The organism is Phenylobacterium parvum (assembly GCF_003150835.1).
Classification (GTDB): domain Bacteria; phylum Pseudomonadota; class Alphaproteobacteria; order Caulobacterales; family Caulobacteraceae; genus Phenylobacterium; species Phenylobacterium parvum.
The window spans coordinates 221297-238962 of the sequence record NZ_CP029479.1 but is presented as its reverse complement, the minus strand read 5'-3'; the positions used below and the strand labels follow the sequence as shown (position 1 = coordinate 238962).

Sequence of the window (17666 nt, the reverse complement as noted above, 5' to 3'; positions counted from 1 at the left end):
GACGCTTAGGGGAAGCGCGGCCCCATGTCAGCACCCGCAATCAGCGGAAGGGCGGCTCGTCGAAGCTGCGCAGCTTTCGCGAGTGCAGGCCGGCCCCCTCGCGGCGCAGCAGGTCCACGCAGGCGAGGCCGATCTGCAGGTGCTGGCCGATCGCCCGGTCGTAGAAGGCGTTGGCCTGGCCGGGCAGCTTGATCTCGCCGTGCAGGGGCTTGTCGGAGACGCACAGGAGGGTGCCGTAGGGCACCCGGAACCTGTAGCCCTGGGCGGCGATGGTGGCGCTTTCCATGTCGATAGCCACGGCCCGGGACTGGTTGAACCGGAGGGCGCTGGAGGAATAGCGCAGCTCCCAGTTACGGTCGTCGGTGGTCACCACCGTGCCCGTGCGGAGCCGGCGCTTCAGGGCCTCTCCGCTCTCGCCCGTGACGATTTCGGCGGCCCGGCCCAGGGCGACCTGGACCTCGGCGATGGGCGGGATGGGGATCTCCGGCGGCAGGACGTCGTCCAGGACGTGGTCGTCGCGCAGGTAGGCGTGGGCCAGGACATAGTCGCCGATGGTCTGGGAGCCCCTGAGGCCGCCGCAATGGCCGATCATCAGCCAGGCCTGGGGACGAAGCACGGCCAGGTGGTCGGTGATGGTCTTGGCGTTGGACGGGCCGACGCCGATGTTGACCAGGGTGATGCCCCGGCGGCCCGGCGCCATGAGGTGATAGGCCGGCATCTGGTGACGCCGCCAGGGGGCGTCGGCCACGACCTGCTCGGGATCAGGGGTGTCGCGGGTGACGAGGACGCCGCCGGCGGTGGACAGGGCGGTGTAGCCCTCGTCTGACCGGAGCCGCTCGCAGGACCAGCGCACGAACTCGTCGACGTAGCGATGATAGTTGGTGAAGAGGACATAGGACTGGACGTGCTCGGCCGGGGTCCCGGTGTAGTGGGTCAGCCGGGCCAGGGAGAAATCGGTGCGCAGGCCGTCGAAGAGGGCCAGGGGCCGTGGCGCCTCGGAGGGCGAGACCCAGAGTCCATCCGCCACCTCGTCGCCGATGTGCGCGAGCTCGGTGCTGGGAAAGTGCCGGGCGATTTCCGCCGCCCCGACGTCGGCCTGGGCAAGGTCCACCGAGGCGTCGAGCACGTAGGCGAAGGGAATCTCCTGGGTGGAGCGCCCGACGCTGACCGTCACGTCGAAGTCGGCCATGAGCAGGGACAGCTGCTCGACCAGGAAGTCGCGGAAGTGGCTGGGCCGGGTGACGGTGGTCTCATAGGCGCCCGGGGCGCCAAGGCGGGCATAGGCCCGGGCCAGACGCGGATAGTCCCGGCCGGGGGGCCACTCGAGCCTGAGGCTGGGATAGGCGAAGGCCCCGGAGGCCCTCAGGGCCGGATCCGGCGGGGCGCCGCCGGCAAGGAAATCCCTCAGGGCGTTGCGCAGGGTGGTGACGGAGGCCGCGTATTCAGCCTCCAGCTGATCGCAGATTCGTTCGGCTTGGACGTGTTCCTTCATGCCGCATGATAGCGCGGGGACGCAGGGATTCCGAGAGGGGGTCCGCCCCGGGATGGACGGCGACGCCGTTCTTGGCCACAAGAAGGGTCGATCGGATCCCTGGAGACGTCATGCGCCTGTTCAATATCTTCGTCATCGCCTCGATGGTCCTGGGCGTGCTGGCCGGATGGGCCGCCCACACCTTCATGTCGGTGGAACAGGCGGCGTCCTTCGCCGAAGGCCTGTCGGTCATCACCACCATCTTCCTGCGCATGATCAAGATGATCATCGCCCCCCTGGTCTTTGCGACCCTGGTGGCGGGCATCGCCCACATGGAGGACGCCGCGGCCGTGGGCCGGGTGGGGGTCAAGTCCATCGCCTGGTTCCTGCTGGCCTCCATCGTCTCCCTGACGGTGGGCCTCCTGATGGTGCACCTGATCCAGCCCGGGGCCGGAATGGCCCTGGACCCGACCGCCCTCGCGGACCGGGCGGTCGCGCCAGCGGCCAAGCTGACCCTCAAGGAGTTCCTGACCACTCACCTGGTGCCGGATTCCATCATCAAGGCCATGGCCAACAACGAGATCCTGCCCATCGTGATCTTCTCGCTGTTCATCGGCACGGCGGTGGCCTCCATCGACGACCGTGCGCCTGCGGTGCTGAACCTGGTGGAGCAGGTCTCGGCGATCATGCTGAAGGTCACCGGATACGTCATGCTGGTGTCCCCCGCGGCCATCTTCGCCTCTCTGGCCTCGGTCATCGCCACCAAGGGCCTGGATATCCTGGGGGCCTACGCCAAGTTCGTCGGCGGGTTCTACCTGTCGCTGGGCGTGCTCTGGACCCTGCTCCTGGCCGCCCTGATCCTGATCGTGGGCCTGAAAGGGCTGAAGCTGATCGCCGGCATCCGCGAGCCCATGCTGCTGGCCTTCTCGACCGCTTCGTCCGAGGCGGCCTATCCCGGCACCCTGGCCGCCCTCCAGAAGTTCGGCGTCTCCCGCAAGGTGGCCAGCTTCGTCCTGCCGCTCGGCTACTCGTTCAACCTGGACGGGTCGATGATGTACTGCACCTTCGCCACCCTGTTCATCGCCCAGATCTACGGGATCGAGCTGACGCTGATGCAGCAGATCACCATGCTGGGCCTGCTGATGGTGACGTCGAAGGGCATGGCCGGCGTACCCAAGGCTTCCATCGTCGTGATCGCCGCCACCCTGGCCTATTTCGGACTGCCCGAGGCGGGGATCGGCATCATCCTGGCCGTGGACCAGCTGCTGGACATGGGGCGCTCGGCCACCAACGTGGTCGGCAACTCCGTGGCCAGCGCCGTCGTGGCGAAGTGGGAGAACCAGATCGAGGATCCGGAGGCGGCGGAGGCCCGGCCCGCCTGAGGCCGGTCTTTCCCGCAGCCGGCGCCCGGCCTATATCTCTGAGACAACAACTTCTGGCGGAACCCGATGCGCAACACCCTTCGCACCTTCACCCTGCTGGCCGCCCTGACGGCCATCTTCGTGGGGATTGGCTACAGCATGGGCGGCCCGAACGGCATGATCATCGCCTTTGGCCTTGCCGTGGCGATGAACGCCTTCAGCTACTGGAACTCGGACAAGATCGTCCTGAAGATGTACCGGGCCCAGGCGGTGGACGCCTCGCATCCCGACCCCCTGGTCCGGAACTACGCCTCCGACGTGATCGAACTCGCTGGGCGGGCGCAGATGCCGCTGCCCAAGATCTACATCATCGACCAGGACCAGCCGAATGCGTTTGCGACCGGCCGCAATCCCGACCACGCCGCGGTCGCCGCGACCCGGGGCCTGCTCCGCATGCTGGATCGCCGGGAGATCCGCGGCGTGATGGCGCACGAGCTCGCGCACGTGAAGCACCGCGACACCCTGACCATGACCGTGACGGCGACCATCGCCGGCGCCATCTCCACCCTGGCCAATCTCGCCGCCTTCAGCGGCGCCTCGAGCAATGGTGAGCGGCGGGGCGGCGGCCTCCTGGGCCTGATGGTCATGATCCTGGCGCCCATCGCCGCAGCCCTGGTCCAGATGGCCATCAGCCGCAGCCGCGAGTACGAGGCCGACCGGGGCGGCGCCGAGATCTCGGGAGACCCCGAGGCCCTGGCCAGCGCCCTTCGGAAGATCGAGGCCTACGCCCGCGGGGTGCCCAACCCCGACGCCGAGGCCAATCCGGCGACCAGCCACATGTTCATCATCAACCCGCTCTCGGGCCAGGGGATGGACAACCTGTTCTCGACCCACCCGTCGACCGCCAACCGCGTGGCGGCCCTGATGGACTTGTCAGACCAGACCCGGGCCTGATTTTGGGCCTGACTCTGGAACGGATTGGGGCCTGAGGTCGGGCGGCCGGGCTACTCGGCCGGTTCGGCGGGCGCCGTCCGGCGCGACATGAGGCGGTCGAACTCGGTCCAGACCCCGGCGTCCCCATGCCACTGGCCGCGGGTGGCGGCTTTGGAATACTCGGTGGAGCGCGCCTCGAAGAAGTTGGCGTGCTCGACGCCGGACAGCATGGACTGCAGCCAGGGCAGGGGATTTTCCTTCACCCCGTAGACCTCCGGCAGGGCCAGCTGGCGCAGGCGCCAGTCCGCGATGAAGCGGATGTAGGCCTTGATGTCCTCCGGGGTCATGCCCTGGACCTCGCCGGCGGAGAAGGCCAGGTCGATGAACTTGTCTTCCAGGCTGACCACGGTCTTGCAGCAGTCGACGATGTCGTCGGCCACGGCCGGCGTGACCGCCCCGGTCTCCTGGTTGAAGGCATGGTAGAGCTTGATGATGCCCTCGCAGTGTAGGCTCTCGTCGCGCACCGACCAGGACACGATCTGCCCCATGCCCTTCATCTTGTTGTGGCGGGGGAAGTTCATCAGCATGGCGAAGCTGGCGAACAGCTGGAGCCCCTCGGTGAAGGCGCCGAACATGGCCAGGGTCCGGGCGATGTCGGCCTCGGTGTCGACCCCGAACTGCTGCATATAGTCGTGCTTGGCCTTCAGCTCCTGGAACTCCAGGAAGGCCGTGAACTCGGAATCGGGCATGCCGATGGTCTCGAGCAGCAGGGCGTAGGCGGCGATGTGGATCGTCTCCATGTTGGAGAACGAGGCCAGCATCATCTTGATCTCGGTCGGACGGAAGACGCGCGAGTAGCGCTCCATGTAGTTGTCGTTCACCTCGACGTCCGACTGGGTGAAGAAGCGGAAGATCTGGGTCAGCAGGTTCCGCTCGCGGTCGTTGAGCTTGGCGGCCCAGTCCTTGAGGTCCTCGCCGAGGGGCACTTCCTCGGGCATCCAGTGGACCTGCTGCTGGCGCTTCCAGAACTCATAGGCCCAGGGATAGCGGAAGGGCTTGTAGGCGTAGGACGGCGTGAGCAGGCCAGGCAGGGCGGACTTGGCGGGCACGGTCAGGCTCTCCTCGGAAACGCGGTGGAACTCATTGGTTCAGGGCCCGATCTAGACACGGGTCGCCCCCGATATCTAGGGGGTGTCGCACCTTTGGACCCAACATGTTGTGAATGGCCTGGGGACAGCCCGCCTACTGGCAGGCCAGGCATTCCTCGTAGTCGGTACGCCCTTCCTCGACCAGCGCGATGCTGGCGACGGCTTCGGCGCCGGCGTGGGCCGCCCTCTGCACCGACTTGGAACGCAGGTAGTAGAGCGACTTGCACCCCTGCTCCCAGGCCGACCAGTGCAGCATGTGGAGGTCCCACTTGTCGACGTCTCCCGGCAGGAAGATGTTCACCGACTGGGACTGGCAGATGTCCGGCGTCCGGTCGGCGGCCAGCTCGATCACCCAGCGCTGGTCGAGCTCGAAGGCGGTCTTGTAGACGTCCTTCTCATCCTGGGTCAGGCAATCGAGGTGCTGCACCGAGCCCTCGTTCTCGAGGATGGAGTCCCAGACCGACGGGATATTCTGGCCCCGGGCCTCCAGGAGGCGCTCAAGGTAAGGGTTCCGGACCGCGAAGGTCCCCGACAGGGTCTTGTGGGTGTAGATGTTGGCCGGGATCGGCTCGATCCCCGCACTGGTCCCGCCGCAGATGATCGAGATCGAGGCGGTCGGGGCAATGGCCAGCTTGTGCGAGAAGCGCTCCATGACCCCGCGCTCGGCGGCGTCCGGGCAGGGCCCGCGCTCGGCGGCCAGGACCCGCGAGGCGGCGTCGCACTGGCGGCGCAGGTGCTTGAAGAGCCGCATGTTCCAGGACTTGGCCATGGCGGACTCGAAGGGAACGTTCTGCATCTGCAGGAAGGAATGGAAGCCCATCAGGCCCAGGCCCACCGACCGCTCGCGCCGGGCGGCGTAGATGGCGTTCGCCATGCTGGAGGGCGCCCGGGTGATGAAGTCCTCGAGCACGTTGTCGAGGAAACGCATGACGTCCTCGATGAAGGTCGGGTGATCGCGCCACTCCAGGAAGGTCTCGGCATTCACCGAGGACAGGCAGCACACCGCCGTGCGCTCCTTGCCCAGGTGGTCGAGGCCGGTGTGCAGCATGATCTCCGAGCAGAGGTTGGACTGGCGCACGGCCAGGCCCAGGTCCCTCTGGTGCTGGGGCATGGAGCGGTTCACGGCGTCGGAGAAGATCAGGTAGGGCTCGCCCGTCTGCAGGCGGATCTCGAGGATCTTCTGCCAGAGGCTGCGGGCGTCGACCTCGCGGATGACCTCACCGGTCTTGGGCGAGCGCAGGCCGAAGGGCGCCCCGTCCCGGACCGCCTCCATGAACTCGTCCGTGATGGAGATGCCGTGGTGCAGGTTCAGGGACTTGCGGTTGAAGTCGCCCGACGGCTTGCGGATCTCGAGGAACTCCTCGATCTCCGGATGGTGGATGTCGAGATAGACCGCCGCGGATCCGCGGCGCAGGGAGCCCTGGCTGATGGCCAGGGTCAGGCTGTCCATGACCCGGATGAAGGGGATGATGCCGCTGGTCTGGCCGGCGCCCTTGACCTTCTCGCCGATGGAGCGGACGCCGCCCCAGTAGGTGCCGATGCCGCCGCCATTTGAGGCCAGGGCGACGTTCTCGTTCCAGACGCCCTGGATGCCGTCGAGGGAGTCGTTCACGGCGTTCAGGAAGCAGGAAATGGGCAGGCCGCGGTCCGCACCGCCATTGGACAGGACCGGGGTCGCCGGCATGAACCAGAGACGGGAGATGTAGTCGTAGACCCGCTGGGCGTGTTCGGCGTCGTCAGCGTAGGCCGTCGCCACGCGGGCGAACATGTCCTGGTAGGACTCGCCCGGGAGGAGATAGCGGTCCTCCAGGGTGGTCTTGCCGAAATCGGTCAGGAGGGCGTCGCGGGAACGGTCCACCTGGACCTTCCGGACCAGCTGAAGCTGGGGACGCTCCAGTCGTTCCGGCGCGGCCTCGGCCTTTGCCTCGACCGTCAGCCTGACTGCTTCACCACCGCTCATGCCCTGCACCCGCAATCCTCGCCGCCGCAAGGACACATGTCCCAGGCGGCATATTCAAATGTCTATATCTAGTGGGCGCCCCGCCCGACTACGCAACATCATGGGGCCATGACCCTAATGACTCGTCAACGGGGCGGGCGGGTTGTCCCCGGGAGTTTTTTGCTAACGAGAGGTTAACAGCGGGCTTGACGCTTGAACATGCTGGAGTTTCGGCAGAGCGCCCAGCGTCGATTCACGAGACTGTGAACAGGTTGGGACCCTGTGGCGCAAGTTCCGGCAGGCCCGCCGGAATCCAGTCCCGGACACGGAAAAGGGGCCCGGTCTTGCGACCGGGCCCCCGTATTTCCCAGGCGTTGCCGCCTGCGATCGAAATCAGAAGTTGATGTCGATCGTCGAGCGGCGGTTCAGGGGCTCCTTCACGCCGTCGCCGGTGGCGACCGCGAGTTGGGTTTCACCCTTCCAGTCCACCTGCATCAGCTGCTGGCCCACGCCCTGGCCGACGAGAGCGTCGGCGACGGCCTTGGCCCGGCGCTCGGAGAGGCGGACGTTGTAAGCCGGCGAACCGGACGAGTCGGTGTGGCCGACCACGATCACGCGGGTCGCGTTGCCAGCCTTGGCGTACTCAGCCGCCTCGGTGACGATGGTCTGGGCTTCCGGCGTCAGGACCGACTGGTCGAACGGGAAGTAGACCACGAACTGCTTCGCCTCGTAGGCCGGCGGCGGCGGAGGCGGCGGCGGCGGGGGAGGCGGAGGCGGCGGCGGCGGGGGAGGCGGCGGCGGCGGCGGCGGCGGCGGAGCGAAGGAGTAACGCAGGCCCAGGGTCAGGGACTGGTCCTCATACGCGCCGGCGAAGGCGCCGGGCTGCAGGGCATGGCTGCCCTTGGACGCGAAGGTCAGGTCCGAGCCGCTGAGGTAGCGGTAGGTCAGGTCGACGTCCAGACGGTCGGTGACCGCCCAAGCCACGCCGGCGATGCCCTGCCAGGCGAAGGCGGTGTCGTCGTCGTCAACCGTCAGGTTCTGCCAGGCGGGGTTGGCGGCCGTAGCGGCCGGACCCACCGGGGTGATGGTCGAGAACTGACCGACGATGGCGTCGGCCTTGACGTTGTTGATGCCGATGCCCGCGCCGATGAAGGGGTTCAGGGCCGAGTCCGGCAGGATGTCATAGATGACATTGCCCATCACGGTGATCGACTTCAGGTCGCCGCTGGGCGAGCCGCAGTTCGGGGCGGCCGCGGTGCGGACCACGCCGGGGGTGCAGAGACCCACGATCGCGTTGCTGGCGCCGCCGCGGACGGACTCGATGTCGCCGGGGCGGTAGCCGCCCTCGAGCTCAACGCGCCAGTTGCTGGAGACCTGATAGCCAAGACGGGCGAAGCCGGTCCAGTCCTCGGCCTGGTTGAACGACCAGTCGTAGGGCTTGCCGTTCGCGGCGTTGTTGCTGGACGTCATGTCCAGGCCCAGGGGCCAGTGGTAGCCGAGATCAACGGCGCCGTACCAGCCCACTTCACGGGCGGAAGCCCCCGAAGCGATGGTCACAGCGGCCAAAGCCGCTCCAGCCAGGAGTTTGAATTTCATAACAGAGCCCTCTCTTGCCCTCTGCGGAGACGTAACCGCTATCCGCTCTTTATATCAGGCCAGTGAATAGGTGGAAGTGTCGCTGACGCAACACTGAGGTGTATTCGGCAGAATCGACGCGCGCAAGCCTTCCGGGACCCTCAGGACGTCGAAACACGCGCCTTTTGTCGGCTTTTCGACAGAAAACCCTCGCCCTGATTGAGTTCCCGGCGGAATTCATCGCGACGCGCATGGATGGAGGCGATAACCGGGCCGACTGGCGTTCCAACCCCGACGAGGACAGCCTCCGACAACTGGAGGCTGGCCTCCACCGTCTCGGGAACCGCATCTGTGACCCCCATTTCGTAGAGCCGGAGGGCCTGGGCGCTGTCCCGGGCCCGGGCGAAGATGGCGAGGTCGGGTCGCCGGTCGCGCACCGAGGCGACGAGGGTCTCCACGGCGCCGACGTCATCGCCGTCGGCATCGGCGGTGATCACCAGGGCCCGCGCGGACCCGAGACCGCATCGCTCCAGGAACCCGGGACGGGAGGCGTCGCCGAAATAGAGGCTGCGGCCGGACTTGCGCGCCCTGGCCACCACCGAGGCGTCCTGGTCGATGGCCGACCAGGGCAGGCCATGGCGGTCCAGCATCTCTCCCACCAGCCGGCCCACCCGGCCGAAGCCGACCAGGAGGATGCGCCCGTCCGGAGCAGCCCCCGGGGCGTGAGGCGCCTCGCTGACGCCGGAAGTCGCCCGTCCCGCGATCCTCAGGCCGAGGGCGGCCAGCAGGGGAATGCACATCATCGACAGGGTGGCCGACACCAGGAGGCTCTGCCCAAGGGCCTCCGGGACGACGCCGAGATCCATGGCCGACGCCAGGATGACGAAGGCGAACTCACCGCTGGCGGCCAGCAGGAGGGCTGTCTCGGCCGCGGCCTTCCAGTTCAGGCCGAAGGCGCGGGCGAGTCCAAAGATGAGGGCGGAGTTCAGGGCCATGAGACCAAAGGTCACGCCGGCGATCTGCAGGGGCTGCTCAAGGACCAGGCCGACATCCAGGCCGATCCCGACCGCCAGGAAAAAGAGGCCCAGCAGCAGTCCCTTGAAGGGCTCGATGACCTGTTCGACCTCATGTCGGAACTCGGTCTCGGCCAGGAGGAGGCCGGCGACGAAGGCGCCGAGGGCCATGGAAAGCCCCGCGAAAGCGGCCAGCAGCCCGGACCCGATGACCACGAGGAGGCAGGCCGCCATAAAGAGCTCGTCGCTGCGGGCCCGGGCGACAGACCGCATCATCGGGCGAAGCAGGAACCGCCCGAAGCCGACCAGGGCCGCCACGGCCAGGACGGCGGGGGCGAAGCTGGCCAGGACCTCGGGCGAGAGGGCCGGCCCCTGGTCCCGGCCCATGATGGCCAGGGTGATCAGGATCGGCGCGACCGCCAGGTCCTGGAACAGCAGGACGGCGAAGGTCACGCGGCCCGCCTGGACATGCTGGCGACGATTCTCGGTGAGGATCGGCATGACCACCGCCGTGGAGGACAGGGCCATGGCCGCCCCGACAGCGGCGGAGGCTGTAACCGAGGCGCCGAAGAAATAGGCGGTCAGGGCCACGATGAGGCCGCAGCCCACGACCTGCAGGGCGCCCAGTCCGAAGACATACCGGCGCATCAACCAGAGGCGGGCCCAGGACAGCTCCAGCCCGATCATGAACATCAGGAAGACGACGCCCAGCTCTCCCAGCTGGGCGAGTTCCTTGGGAGAGTTGATGGTCAGTTCAGCAGCCCAGGGGGCATGGGCGCCAAGAGCCCCGAGGCCGGAGGGCCCGAGGAGCACCCCGGCCACCAGGAAGCCGAGGATGGGGCTGATGCGCCAGCGCCGGAAAAGCGGCACCACCACTCCGGCGGTCGCCAGGAACAGGATGACGTCCTTGAAGTCTCCGGGTGCCGGGTGGGCCATGCGCGTCCTCGTCCTGCCGGACTATGGCCCATGCGACGGCGGGGCGCGAGACCTGCGAGGCGATGATCCGGGAAAGGGGCTCGGGGATGCAGAAACTTCGTGCCCCGGAGCCAAGGCGGCGGCATGTTGCGCGACCTGTCCCGCCGACCGCCGGAGTTCCCCATGATTGTCGCCCGCCCCCTGCTGGCCGCCCTCGCCGCGTCCGTCGCCCTGCCCGCCTTCGCCGCCGACCTCCCCGCCCCCCGGATGGGAACCTGGGGCTTCGACATGACCGGCCGGGACGCGGCCACCCCGGCGGGAAAGGACTTCTTCCTGCACGCCAACGGAACCTACCTGGACAAGCTGGAGATCCCCGCCGACCGGTCGAGCTTCGGCGCCTTCGACGCCCTTCGCGAACTGTCCGTGAACCGGATGCACGCCGTCCTCGAGGCGGCCGCGGCGGACCCGGCGCCCACGGCGGATCGCCAGCGCCTGGCCACCCTCTACCGCAACTTCATGGACGAGGGCCGTATCGCCGCCCTGGGAGCCCAGCCGATCGCCCCGGCGCTGAAGGAAATCCGCGGCCTCCGCAACCACCGGGACGCCGCCCGCCTGATGGGCCGCTCGGCCCAGGGCTTCGGGGCTTCGGTCTTTTCGGTCTTTGTCTCCGATGACGCCCGCGACCCGCAGGCCTACGCCGTCTATGTAAGCCAGTCCGGGCTGAACCTGCCGGACCGGGACTACTATCTCGAGGCGCGCTTTGAGCGGCAGCGCAAGGAATACCGGGCCTATGCCGAGCGCATGCTGACCCTGGCGGGTTGGCCCGAACCCGGCAAGGCGGCGGACGCCATCCTCGCCTTCGAGACCCGGATCGCGCAGGCCTCATGGACCAGCGCCCAGCGCCGGGACCGGGACAAGACCTACAACCCCGCCACCCCCGCCCAACTGGCCCGGAGCGCGTCGGGCTTCGCCTGGGCCGACTACCTGGCTGGGGCAGGGCTTTCCGGCGCGAAGCGGGTGATCCTGCGCGAGCAGGGCGCCATCCCCGAGATCGCGAAGATTTATGCGGAGACCCCGCTGGACACCCTCAAGGCCTACATGGCCCTGAGCCTGGTGGATGAGGCCGCGCCCTACCTGTCGCCCGCCTTCGACCAGGCGAACTTCGAGTTCCGGGGCAAGGTGCTGACCGGCCAGCCCCAGCAGCAGCCGCGCTGGAAGCGCGCCGTGACCCTGGTGGATGACCAGCTCGGCGAGGCCCTGGGCAGGGATTACGTGGCGGCCTACTTCCCGCCGGAGTCCAAGGCTCTGATGGAAGGCCTGGTCGCCGACATCAAGACCGCCATGCGCGGCCGGATCGAGACCCTGTCGTGGATGGGTCCCGAGACCCGCGCCAAGGCGCTGGAGAAGCTGTCCAAGTTCAGCGTCATGATCGGCTATCCCGAAGCCTGGCGGGACTATGCCGGCCTGGAGATGAAGCCTGGCGACCTGTTCGGCGACGTCTCCCGCGCCCGGGCCTGGGACTGGAACCGCCGCGTGGCGCGCCTGAACAGACCTGTGGACCGCAAGGAATGGGGCATGACCCCGGCCACGGTGAACGCCTACTACTCCTCGACCCGGAACGTGATCGTCTTCCCGGCCGCCATCCTCCAGCCGCCCTTCTTCGACCCGGCGGGCGACATGGCCATCAACTACGGCGCCATTGGCGGCGTGATCGGGCACGAGATCACCCACGGCTTCGACGACCAGGGCCGGAAGTCGGACGGCGACGGGCGGCTCAGCGACTGGTGGACCCCGCAGGACGCCGAGCGGTTCAAAGCCGAGGCCTCAAAGCTGGGGGCCCAATATGCGGCCTTCGAGGCCCTGCCCGGCGGCTTCATCAAGCCCGACCTGACCATGGGCGAGAACATCGCCGACCTGGGCGGCGTCCTGCTGGCCCTGGACGCCTACAAGGCTTCGCTCAAGGGCGCGCCCGCCCCGGTGATCGAGGGCCTGACCGGCGAGCAGCGGGTCTTCTACGGCTGGGCCCAGGTCTGGCGGTCCAAGGTGCGCGAGGACCGGGCGCGCCAGCTCCTGTCCACCGACCCGCACTCCCCACCCCGGGCTCGGGTGAACGTCCCGGTGCGCAATGTCGACGCCTTCTACCAGGCCTTCGGCGTGAAGCCGGGCGACGGCATGCACCTGCCCCCTGAGAAGCGCGCGCGGATCTGGTGAGGTCTCAGCCCGTCCGGGCCAGGATGTCCCGGGCGGCGTGGACGCCGGTGGCGAAGACGGCCTGCAGGAGATAGCCGCCCGTGGGCGCCTCCCAGTCCAGCATCTCGCCGGCGATCCAAGTCCCGGGCCGGGCGCGCAGCTGCAGGCCGGCGTCCAGGTCCTCGAACCGGATCCCGCCCGCGGTGGAGATGGCGCGGTCCATCCCCGCCGTCGCCGTCAGCCGGACCGGGACTGACTTGACCCGCTCCGCCAGGGCGAGCGGCTCGGACGGGGGTGGTCCCGCCTCGCGCAGCAGGGCGATGGCCGCGGGCGACAGGGACAGGGCCTTGCGAAGCCGGTTCGACAGGCTGGCCTTGCGGTCCTGCCGGGCCAGGCGTTCGGCGAGGTCCGCAGCCGGCTGGCCGGGACGAAGATCGATGAAGGCCCAGGCCTCGCCCGCCGCCTCGAGGGTGTCCCGAATCGACGCCGAGAGGGCGTAGACCGCCCCGCCCTCCAGGCCCCGCCCGGTCAGGAGGAGTTCCCCGCGGACCTCGCGATCGCCATGGCGCAGGGCGACGGTCTTCAGCGGGGTTCCGGCAAACCGGTCGGCGAAGTCCGGCCGGAAGTCAGCGACAAAGCCGCAGTTGGCCGGCCGGAGCGGCGCCGGCGGGACGCCGGCTTCCGACAGCAGGCTCGTCCATCCACCGTCGGCGCCCAGGCGGGGCCAACTGGCGCCGCCAAGGGCCAGCAACAGGGCGTCGGCCGGCTCGGCCCCCCCGGCGCCATCCGGCCCGCGGAACCGGGGCTGGCCGGCGGCGTCCCAGCCCGTCCAGGTCGAACGCAGGCGGAGCTCCACCCCCAGGCCGTCCAGCCTGGACAGCCAGGCCCGGACGAGGGGGGAGGCCTTCAAGGTCCGGGGGAAGACCCGGCCGCTGGAGCCGACAAAGGTTTCCTGTCCCAGGCCCTCAACCCAGTCGCGCAGGGCCTGCGGAGGGAAGGCCTCCAGCAGGGGGGCGAGGCGGGATGTCCGGTCGCCGTACCGACCGAGCATGTCCGCCAGGGGTTCGGAATGGGTCAGGTTGAGGCCGCCGCGCCCGGCCATCAGCAGGCGGCGGGCGGGGCTGGGCATGCGATCGTGCACCACCACCTGCGCCCCGCCCTGGGCGAGACGCTCCGCTGCCATCAGTCCGGCGGGACCGGCGCCGGCGATCACCACCTTCAGACGGGGCATGGGCATGACCTCCGGGCCAGGCGGGAAGCCATGGCTCCCACAATTCTGACAATTTCGTCAAATTTTGGGGCCGGGCAAAAAACAACCCGCCTTCCGGCGGGTTGCATTGGCCTTTGGCCTTGGAATTAAGAGGGCGTTTCCTCCCCGAAACGCCGGAGATCGACGGTTCAACAGCCGTCATTTCTCTCGTAAGCGAGACTTGAAGGCAAATCCCGCCCCCTGTCAACCGCCGAGGTTGACGCTGCGTCCAATCTTCCGGTTAGCCCGGAAATCCTGACACTTCCGTCAGTTATGCCCCAGCGCCGCCTGCAGCCGCTCGACCGGCGGACAGGCCGTCTCGAACACAAAGTCGGGGCGCGAAGCCGTAACGGGGCCGCGCCCCGCAGCGGTAAGGCGCGCCGCCACGCGGGCCACGAGGTCCACCGGCGCCAGGAGGCCGTTCGGTCGCCGCACCGCCCCGAGGGCCTCGAGTTCCGGCAGGATCGGATCCTCGTCCCCGCCCGGCCAGATGAGGGTCGCCGAGGCGTGGGCGGCCGCCCGGGCCTCGAGGATCCTGAGGAGCGATTCGGCCGCCGCCAGGCCTTCCGCCGTCCAGTCCGCCCGGAGGCCGGCCGCCAGCTGGGCCTGGCTCCTGAGGATGACCCCGTCCTCGAGGATCTTCAGGTCGTTGGCCTGGAGGGTCGCCCCCGTGGTGGTGATGTCGACGACGATGTCGGCGGCGCCCGCCGCCGGGGCCCCCTCGGTGGCGCCGCCCGATTCGACGATCCGGTAGTCCGTCACCCCATGGCGGGCGAAGAACTCGCGGGTCTGGACCAGGTACTTGGTGGCGACCCGGAGGCGGCGACCGGTGCGGACCAGGCGCTCATGGGCCACCTCCTCCAGGTCGGCCAGGGTCGAGACATCCAGCCAGCTCTTCGGCGCGGCGACCACCAGGTCGGCGCGGCCGAAGCCAAGGGCCCGGAGCAGAAGGGCGGATGCGGCGGCATCGGCGCCCTGCTCGCGCAGGAGGTCCTCGCCCGTGACCCCCAGGTGCACCTCGCCGGAGACCAGGGCCGAGGCGATGTCCCCGGCGGAGAGAAGGCGCACCTGCACCCCTTCCACCCCGCGCAGGCGAGCGCGGTAGCCCCGGTCGCCCCCGCTCATGGCGAGGCTGAGGCCGCAGTCCTCGAGCCAGGCCTCGACCTGCTCCTTCAAGCGCCCCTTGGAGGGGATGGCGAGGGTCAGGGCGTCACTCATTGTCCCGTCTCCACAAGGGCCCGTCCGGGCAGGACCATGCCGCCCAGGGCCGATCCCGGGGCGGCGCCAGACCCCGATAGCCGGGCGGGCAGGCCGTCGTAGCGCCCTCCCGCCGCCACGGGCCGGTCCGGGCCCAGGGCCGTGGACAGCACCTCGAACACCAGGCCGTCGTAATAGGCGAAGTCCCCGCGGGGGGCGGCTTCGAAAATCGCCGGCGCGGCGCCGGCCGGGACCGCCTCGATCCGGTCAAGGCGCCGGTTCCAGTCGGACAGCCTCGCCTGCAGGGCGGCCGCCCCGGGCGCCAGCCGGCTGACCTGCGCAAGGGCGCTGCGAGGCGCCGCGCGGATGGCGAGGAAGGCGCGGATGGCTTCAGCCTGGGTGGGAGACAGGGCGGGCGCCTGCGCCGCCTCGGCACGGCGGACCAGGCGGCCTGCAATCTCGGCGGCGCTGCGGCCGCCCACGGGGGTGATTCCCGCGAGCGCCCAGATCTCCTCCAGGAGAGCTGCAGCCTCGCCGGGCGGCAGGGCGCCGAGCCGGCGGGCGATCACGTCATCAGCGCCAGCGACCGGCGCGCCGCCATCGGTGCGGTCCAGCTCCGCCGCCAGCCGGCTCGGCCGGGCGGCCATGCGGACCAGGCGCGAGGCCAGGACAGGGTTCAGGCCCAGGGTGCCCACGAACGCCGGGAAGAGGCCGGCGTCACCCAGGCGCAGGGACAGGTCCGTACGACCGCCGGCCAGGGCCGAGCGCCAGATGAGATCGACCAGGCCGGCGTCCGCCTCGATGCGGTCAGCGTCAGGAGCGAAGCGCTCGATGCCGACCTGGAGGACCTCTTCCGGCTCGTCCGCCGAGGCCCGGAAGACCAGGCCCTCGTAGGCGTAGTCGCCGGCGGAGGCTCCGGACGCCAGATGCAGGCGGGCGACAGGCGTGGTGAAGTCGGGCCGAAGGCAGACCTCCTCCCCACCGGCGGCCTGGAGGACGAAGAGGCGCGAGCGCAGGGCCTCGCCGGCCAGGTCGAGGACCAGGGACAGGGGCTGAAGGACCGGCGGCTGCACCCAGGTCGCGGCGGTGGCGCGGAAGGGCGCACGGATCGCCTCGAGTCGGGCCTCCGGAAGTGGCGATCCGGCGGTCATTGCGCCTCTCCGAGGATGCGGCGAACCACGCCGACCAACTGGTCGCGGGGAACCGTCTGCTGGCCAGGGCGCTCGGCCCGCCAGGCGGCGTTGTCGGTCACGTCCGAGGCCAGGGCGCGGCCGAGGTCGAGATCCTTGACCGTGACGGTCCCGGCCGCGATCTCGTCGCCCCCGAGGATCACCGCAGCCGGCGAGAGCCGGCGGTCGGCGTATTTCATCTGGGCCTTCATGCCGGAGGCGCCGAGATAGACCTCGGCGGCGATCCCGGCGGCGCGGAGCTCGGCGGCCACGCCGAAGTAGGCCTCCATGTCGTTGGGCGAGAAGGCGATGACCACCACGGGGCCCCTCGCCTCCCGCCCGGAGTCGCGGCCGGCGGCGCGCAGGGCGGCGGCCAGTCGGGATACGCCGAAGGAGAAGCCCGTTGCGGGGGTGCGTTCGCCGGTGAAGCGGGCGATCAGGTCGTCGTAGCGGCCGCCGCCACCGACGGAGCCGAACCGGGCGGGCTGGCCCTTCTCGTCCAGGATCTCCAGCCGCAGCTCGGCCTCGAAGACCGCGCCGGTGTAGTATTCCAGGCCCCGGACCACCGAGGGATCGAAGACGGCCCGGTCGGCGCCGACGCCCATGCCGGCCAGGGCCCGGTCAATGCCCGCCAGTTCCTCCAGGCCAGCATCGCCCTCGGCGGAACCGCCGATGACCTCGGCGATGCGACGCAGGGTCTCGGCCCGGTCCCCGGCCCCGGCGGCGGTGAAGGCCAGGACGGACTCTGCGGCGGCGGCGGAAAGGCCCGCGCCCCGGGTGAAGGCGCCGGACTCATCCTTGCGCCCTTCGCCCAGCAGAAGGCGGACACCCTCGGGGCCCAGACGGTCGAGCTTGTCCACGGCCCTCAGGACGGCGAGCTTCTGGCCCTCGTCGGCCACGCCAGCCCGGTCGAGGAGACCATTGAGGAGGCGGCGATTGTTGATCCGCAGGACATAGCCGCCTTCGGGCAGGCCGGCGGCGGCCAGGCCTTCGGCGGCCATGGCGATGATCTCGGCGTCGGCCTCGGGCCGGGCCGAACCCACAGTGTCGGCGTCGCACTGGGTAAACTCGCGGAACCGGCCGGGGCCGGGCTTCTCATTGCGCCAGACCGGGCCGTAAGCGTAGCGCCGGAAGGGCTTGGTCAGGCCCTCGCGGTTCTGGGCCACGAACCGGGCCAGGGGCGCGGTGAGGTCGTAGCGCAGGGCCATCCACTGGTCATCGTCGTCCTGGAGGGCGAAGACGCCCTCGTTGGGACGGTCGGCGTCAGGCAGGAACTTGCCCAGCGCGTCGGCGTATTCCAGGGCGCCGGTGTCGAGGGCCTCGAAGCCGTAGCGCTCGTAGACCTCGGAGACGCGGGCCAGGATCCGGCGCTCGGCGGCGAGGTCGCGGGCGCGGCGGTCCATGAAGCCGCGCGGCGCACGGGCTTCGGGGCGGGGGGCGTCCGCGGCGGCTTCGGTCTGGGTGTCGGGGGTGGTCATGGTCCTATCCCTTGGGTTGGCCAGGGAC

At 69.6% G+C, this 17666-nt stretch carries 12 protein-coding genes; 3 read left to right on the top strand and 9 right to left on the bottom strand.

The features are described 5' to 3' along the window. Nucleotides 1-40: 40 nt before the first annotated feature. On the bottom strand, nt 41-1492 hold the full coding sequence (locus HYN04_RS01170; protein ID WP_110449063.1) for an AMP nucleosidase: 1452 nt from the start codon (nt 1490-1492) through the stop codon (nt 41-43). Nucleotides 1493-1602: 110 nt separating this feature from the next. On the opposite strand from HYN04_RS01170, the gene HYN04_RS01165 reads away from it, so the two are divergent. Further along, a complete protein-coding gene (locus HYN04_RS01165) occupies nt 1603-2853 on the top strand; it encodes a dicarboxylate/amino acid:cation symporter (protein ID WP_110449062.1) in 1251 nt (416 codons plus the stop codon). 66 nt (nt 2854-2919) lie between these two features. Further along, nucleotides 2920-3786 (top strand): zinc metalloprotease HtpX, encoded by an 867-nt coding sequence (htpX, locus tag HYN04_RS01160; RefSeq protein WP_110449061.1) that lies wholly within the window; start codon nt 2920-2922, stop codon nt 3784-3786. A gap of 50 nt (nt 3787-3836) precedes the next feature. On the opposite strand, the gene HYN04_RS01155 is transcribed toward htpX, so the two are convergent. The 4 genes from HYN04_RS01155 to HYN04_RS01140 all read right to left on the bottom strand — a co-directional run bounded on the left by HYN04_RS01155 (nt 3837) and on the right by HYN04_RS01140 (nt 10376). Then, entirely contained in the window at nt 3837-4880 is a 1044-nt protein-coding gene (locus tag HYN04_RS01155) for a ribonucleotide-diphosphate reductase subunit beta (RefSeq protein ID WP_110449060.1), read from the bottom strand. A 127-nt stretch (nt 4881-5007) separates the two neighbouring features. After that, complete coding sequence (locus HYN04_RS01150) at nt 5008-6873, bottom strand: ribonucleoside-diphosphate reductase subunit alpha (RefSeq protein WP_110451235.1); 1866 nt, start codon at nt 6871-6873, stop codon at nt 5008-5010. A gap of 372 nt (nt 6874-7245) precedes the next feature. Continuing rightward, a complete protein-coding gene (locus HYN04_RS13730) occupies nt 7246-8448 on the bottom strand; it encodes an OmpA family protein (protein ID WP_110449059.1) in 1203 nt (400 codons plus the stop codon). Between the two features lie 140 nt (nt 8449-8588). Continuing rightward, nucleotides 8589-10376 carry a cation:proton antiporter domain-containing protein gene (locus tag HYN04_RS01140; protein WP_110449058.1) on the bottom strand — a complete coding sequence of 596 codons (1788 nt, stop codon included), beginning with the start codon at nt 10374-10376 and terminating at the stop codon, nt 8589-8591. A gap of 162 nt (nt 10377-10538) precedes the next feature. Here HYN04_RS01140 and HYN04_RS01135 point away from each other — a divergent pair, with 162 nt between their 5' ends. Further along, on the top strand, nt 10539-12566 hold the full coding sequence (locus tag HYN04_RS01135) for a M13 family metallopeptidase (protein ID WP_110449057.1): 2028 nt from the start codon (nt 10539-10541) through the stop codon (nt 12564-12566). Nucleotides 12567-12570: 4 nt separating this feature from the next. On the opposite strand, the gene HYN04_RS01130 is transcribed toward HYN04_RS01135, so the two are convergent. The 4 genes from HYN04_RS01130 to hisS all read right to left on the bottom strand — a co-directional run bounded on the left by HYN04_RS01130 (nt 12571) and on the right by hisS (nt 17638). Next, entirely contained in the window at nt 12571-13776 is a 1206-nt protein-coding gene (locus tag HYN04_RS01130) for a BaiN/RdsA family NAD(P)/FAD-dependent oxidoreductase (RefSeq protein ID WP_110449056.1), read from the bottom strand. Between the two features lie 285 nt (nt 13777-14061). Further along, the gene (gene hisG, locus HYN04_RS01125; RefSeq protein WP_110449055.1) at nt 14062-15012 is read right to left on the bottom strand and encodes an ATP phosphoribosyltransferase; all 951 of its coding nucleotides are present in this window, start codon (nt 15010-15012) and stop codon (nt 14062-14064) included. Continuing rightward, nucleotides 15009-16142, bottom strand: a complete 1134-nt coding sequence (locus HYN04_RS01120; RefSeq protein WP_110449054.1) for an ATP phosphoribosyltransferase regulatory subunit — start codon at nt 16140-16142, stop codon at nt 15009-15011. Before HYN04_RS01120 ends, hisG begins: the two co-directional genes overlap by 4 nt. Next, nucleotides 16139-17638, bottom strand: a complete 1500-nt coding sequence (gene hisS, locus HYN04_RS01115) for a histidine--tRNA ligase (protein WP_110449053.1) — start codon at nt 17636-17638, stop codon at nt 16139-16141. The genes HYN04_RS01120 and hisS overlap by 4 nt, the downstream gene beginning before the upstream one ends. Nucleotides 17639-17666: the final 28 nt, after the last annotated feature.

Bases quoted from the DNA above. Each gene is read 5' to 3' on its own strand.
- HYN04_RS01170 (WP_110449063.1), bottom strand. From the start codon at position 1,492: ATGAAGGAACACGTCCAAGCCGAACGAATCTGCGATCAGCTGGAGGCT.
- HYN04_RS01165 (WP_110449062.1), top strand. From the start codon at position 1,603: ATGCGCCTGTTCAATATCTTCGTCATCGCCTCGATGGTCCTGGGCGTG.
- htpX (WP_110449061.1), top strand. From the start codon at position 2,920: ATGCGCAACACCCTTCGCACCTTCACCCTGCTGGCCGCCCTGACGGCC.
- HYN04_RS01150 (WP_110451235.1), bottom strand. From the start codon at position 6,873: ATGAGCGGTGGTGAAGCAGTCAGGCTGACGGTCGAGGCAAAGGCCGAG.
- HYN04_RS13730 (WP_110449059.1), bottom strand. From the start codon at position 8,448: ATGAAATTCAAACTCCTGGCTGGAGCGGCTTTGGCCGCTGTGACCATC.
- HYN04_RS01140 (WP_110449058.1), bottom strand. From the start codon at position 10,376: ATGGCCCACCCGGCACCCGGAGACTTCAAGGACGTCATCCTGTTCCTG.
- HYN04_RS01135 (WP_110449057.1), top strand. From the start codon at position 10,539: ATGATTGTCGCCCGCCCCCTGCTGGCCGCCCTCGCCGCGTCCGTCGCC.
- HYN04_RS01130 (WP_110449056.1), bottom strand. From the start codon at position 13,776: ATGCCCCGTCTGAAGGTGGTGATCGCCGGCGCCGGTCCCGCCGGACTG.
- hisG (WP_110449055.1), bottom strand. From the start codon at position 15,012: ATGAGTGACGCCCTGACCCTCGCCATCCCCTCCAAGGGGCGCTTGAAG.
- HYN04_RS01120 (WP_110449054.1), bottom strand. From the start codon at position 16,142: ATGACCGCCGGATCGCCACTTCCGGAGGCCCGACTCGAGGCGATCCGT.
- hisS (WP_110449053.1), bottom strand. From the start codon at position 17,638: ATGACCACCCCCGACACCCAGACCGAAGCCGCCGCGGACGCCCCCCGC.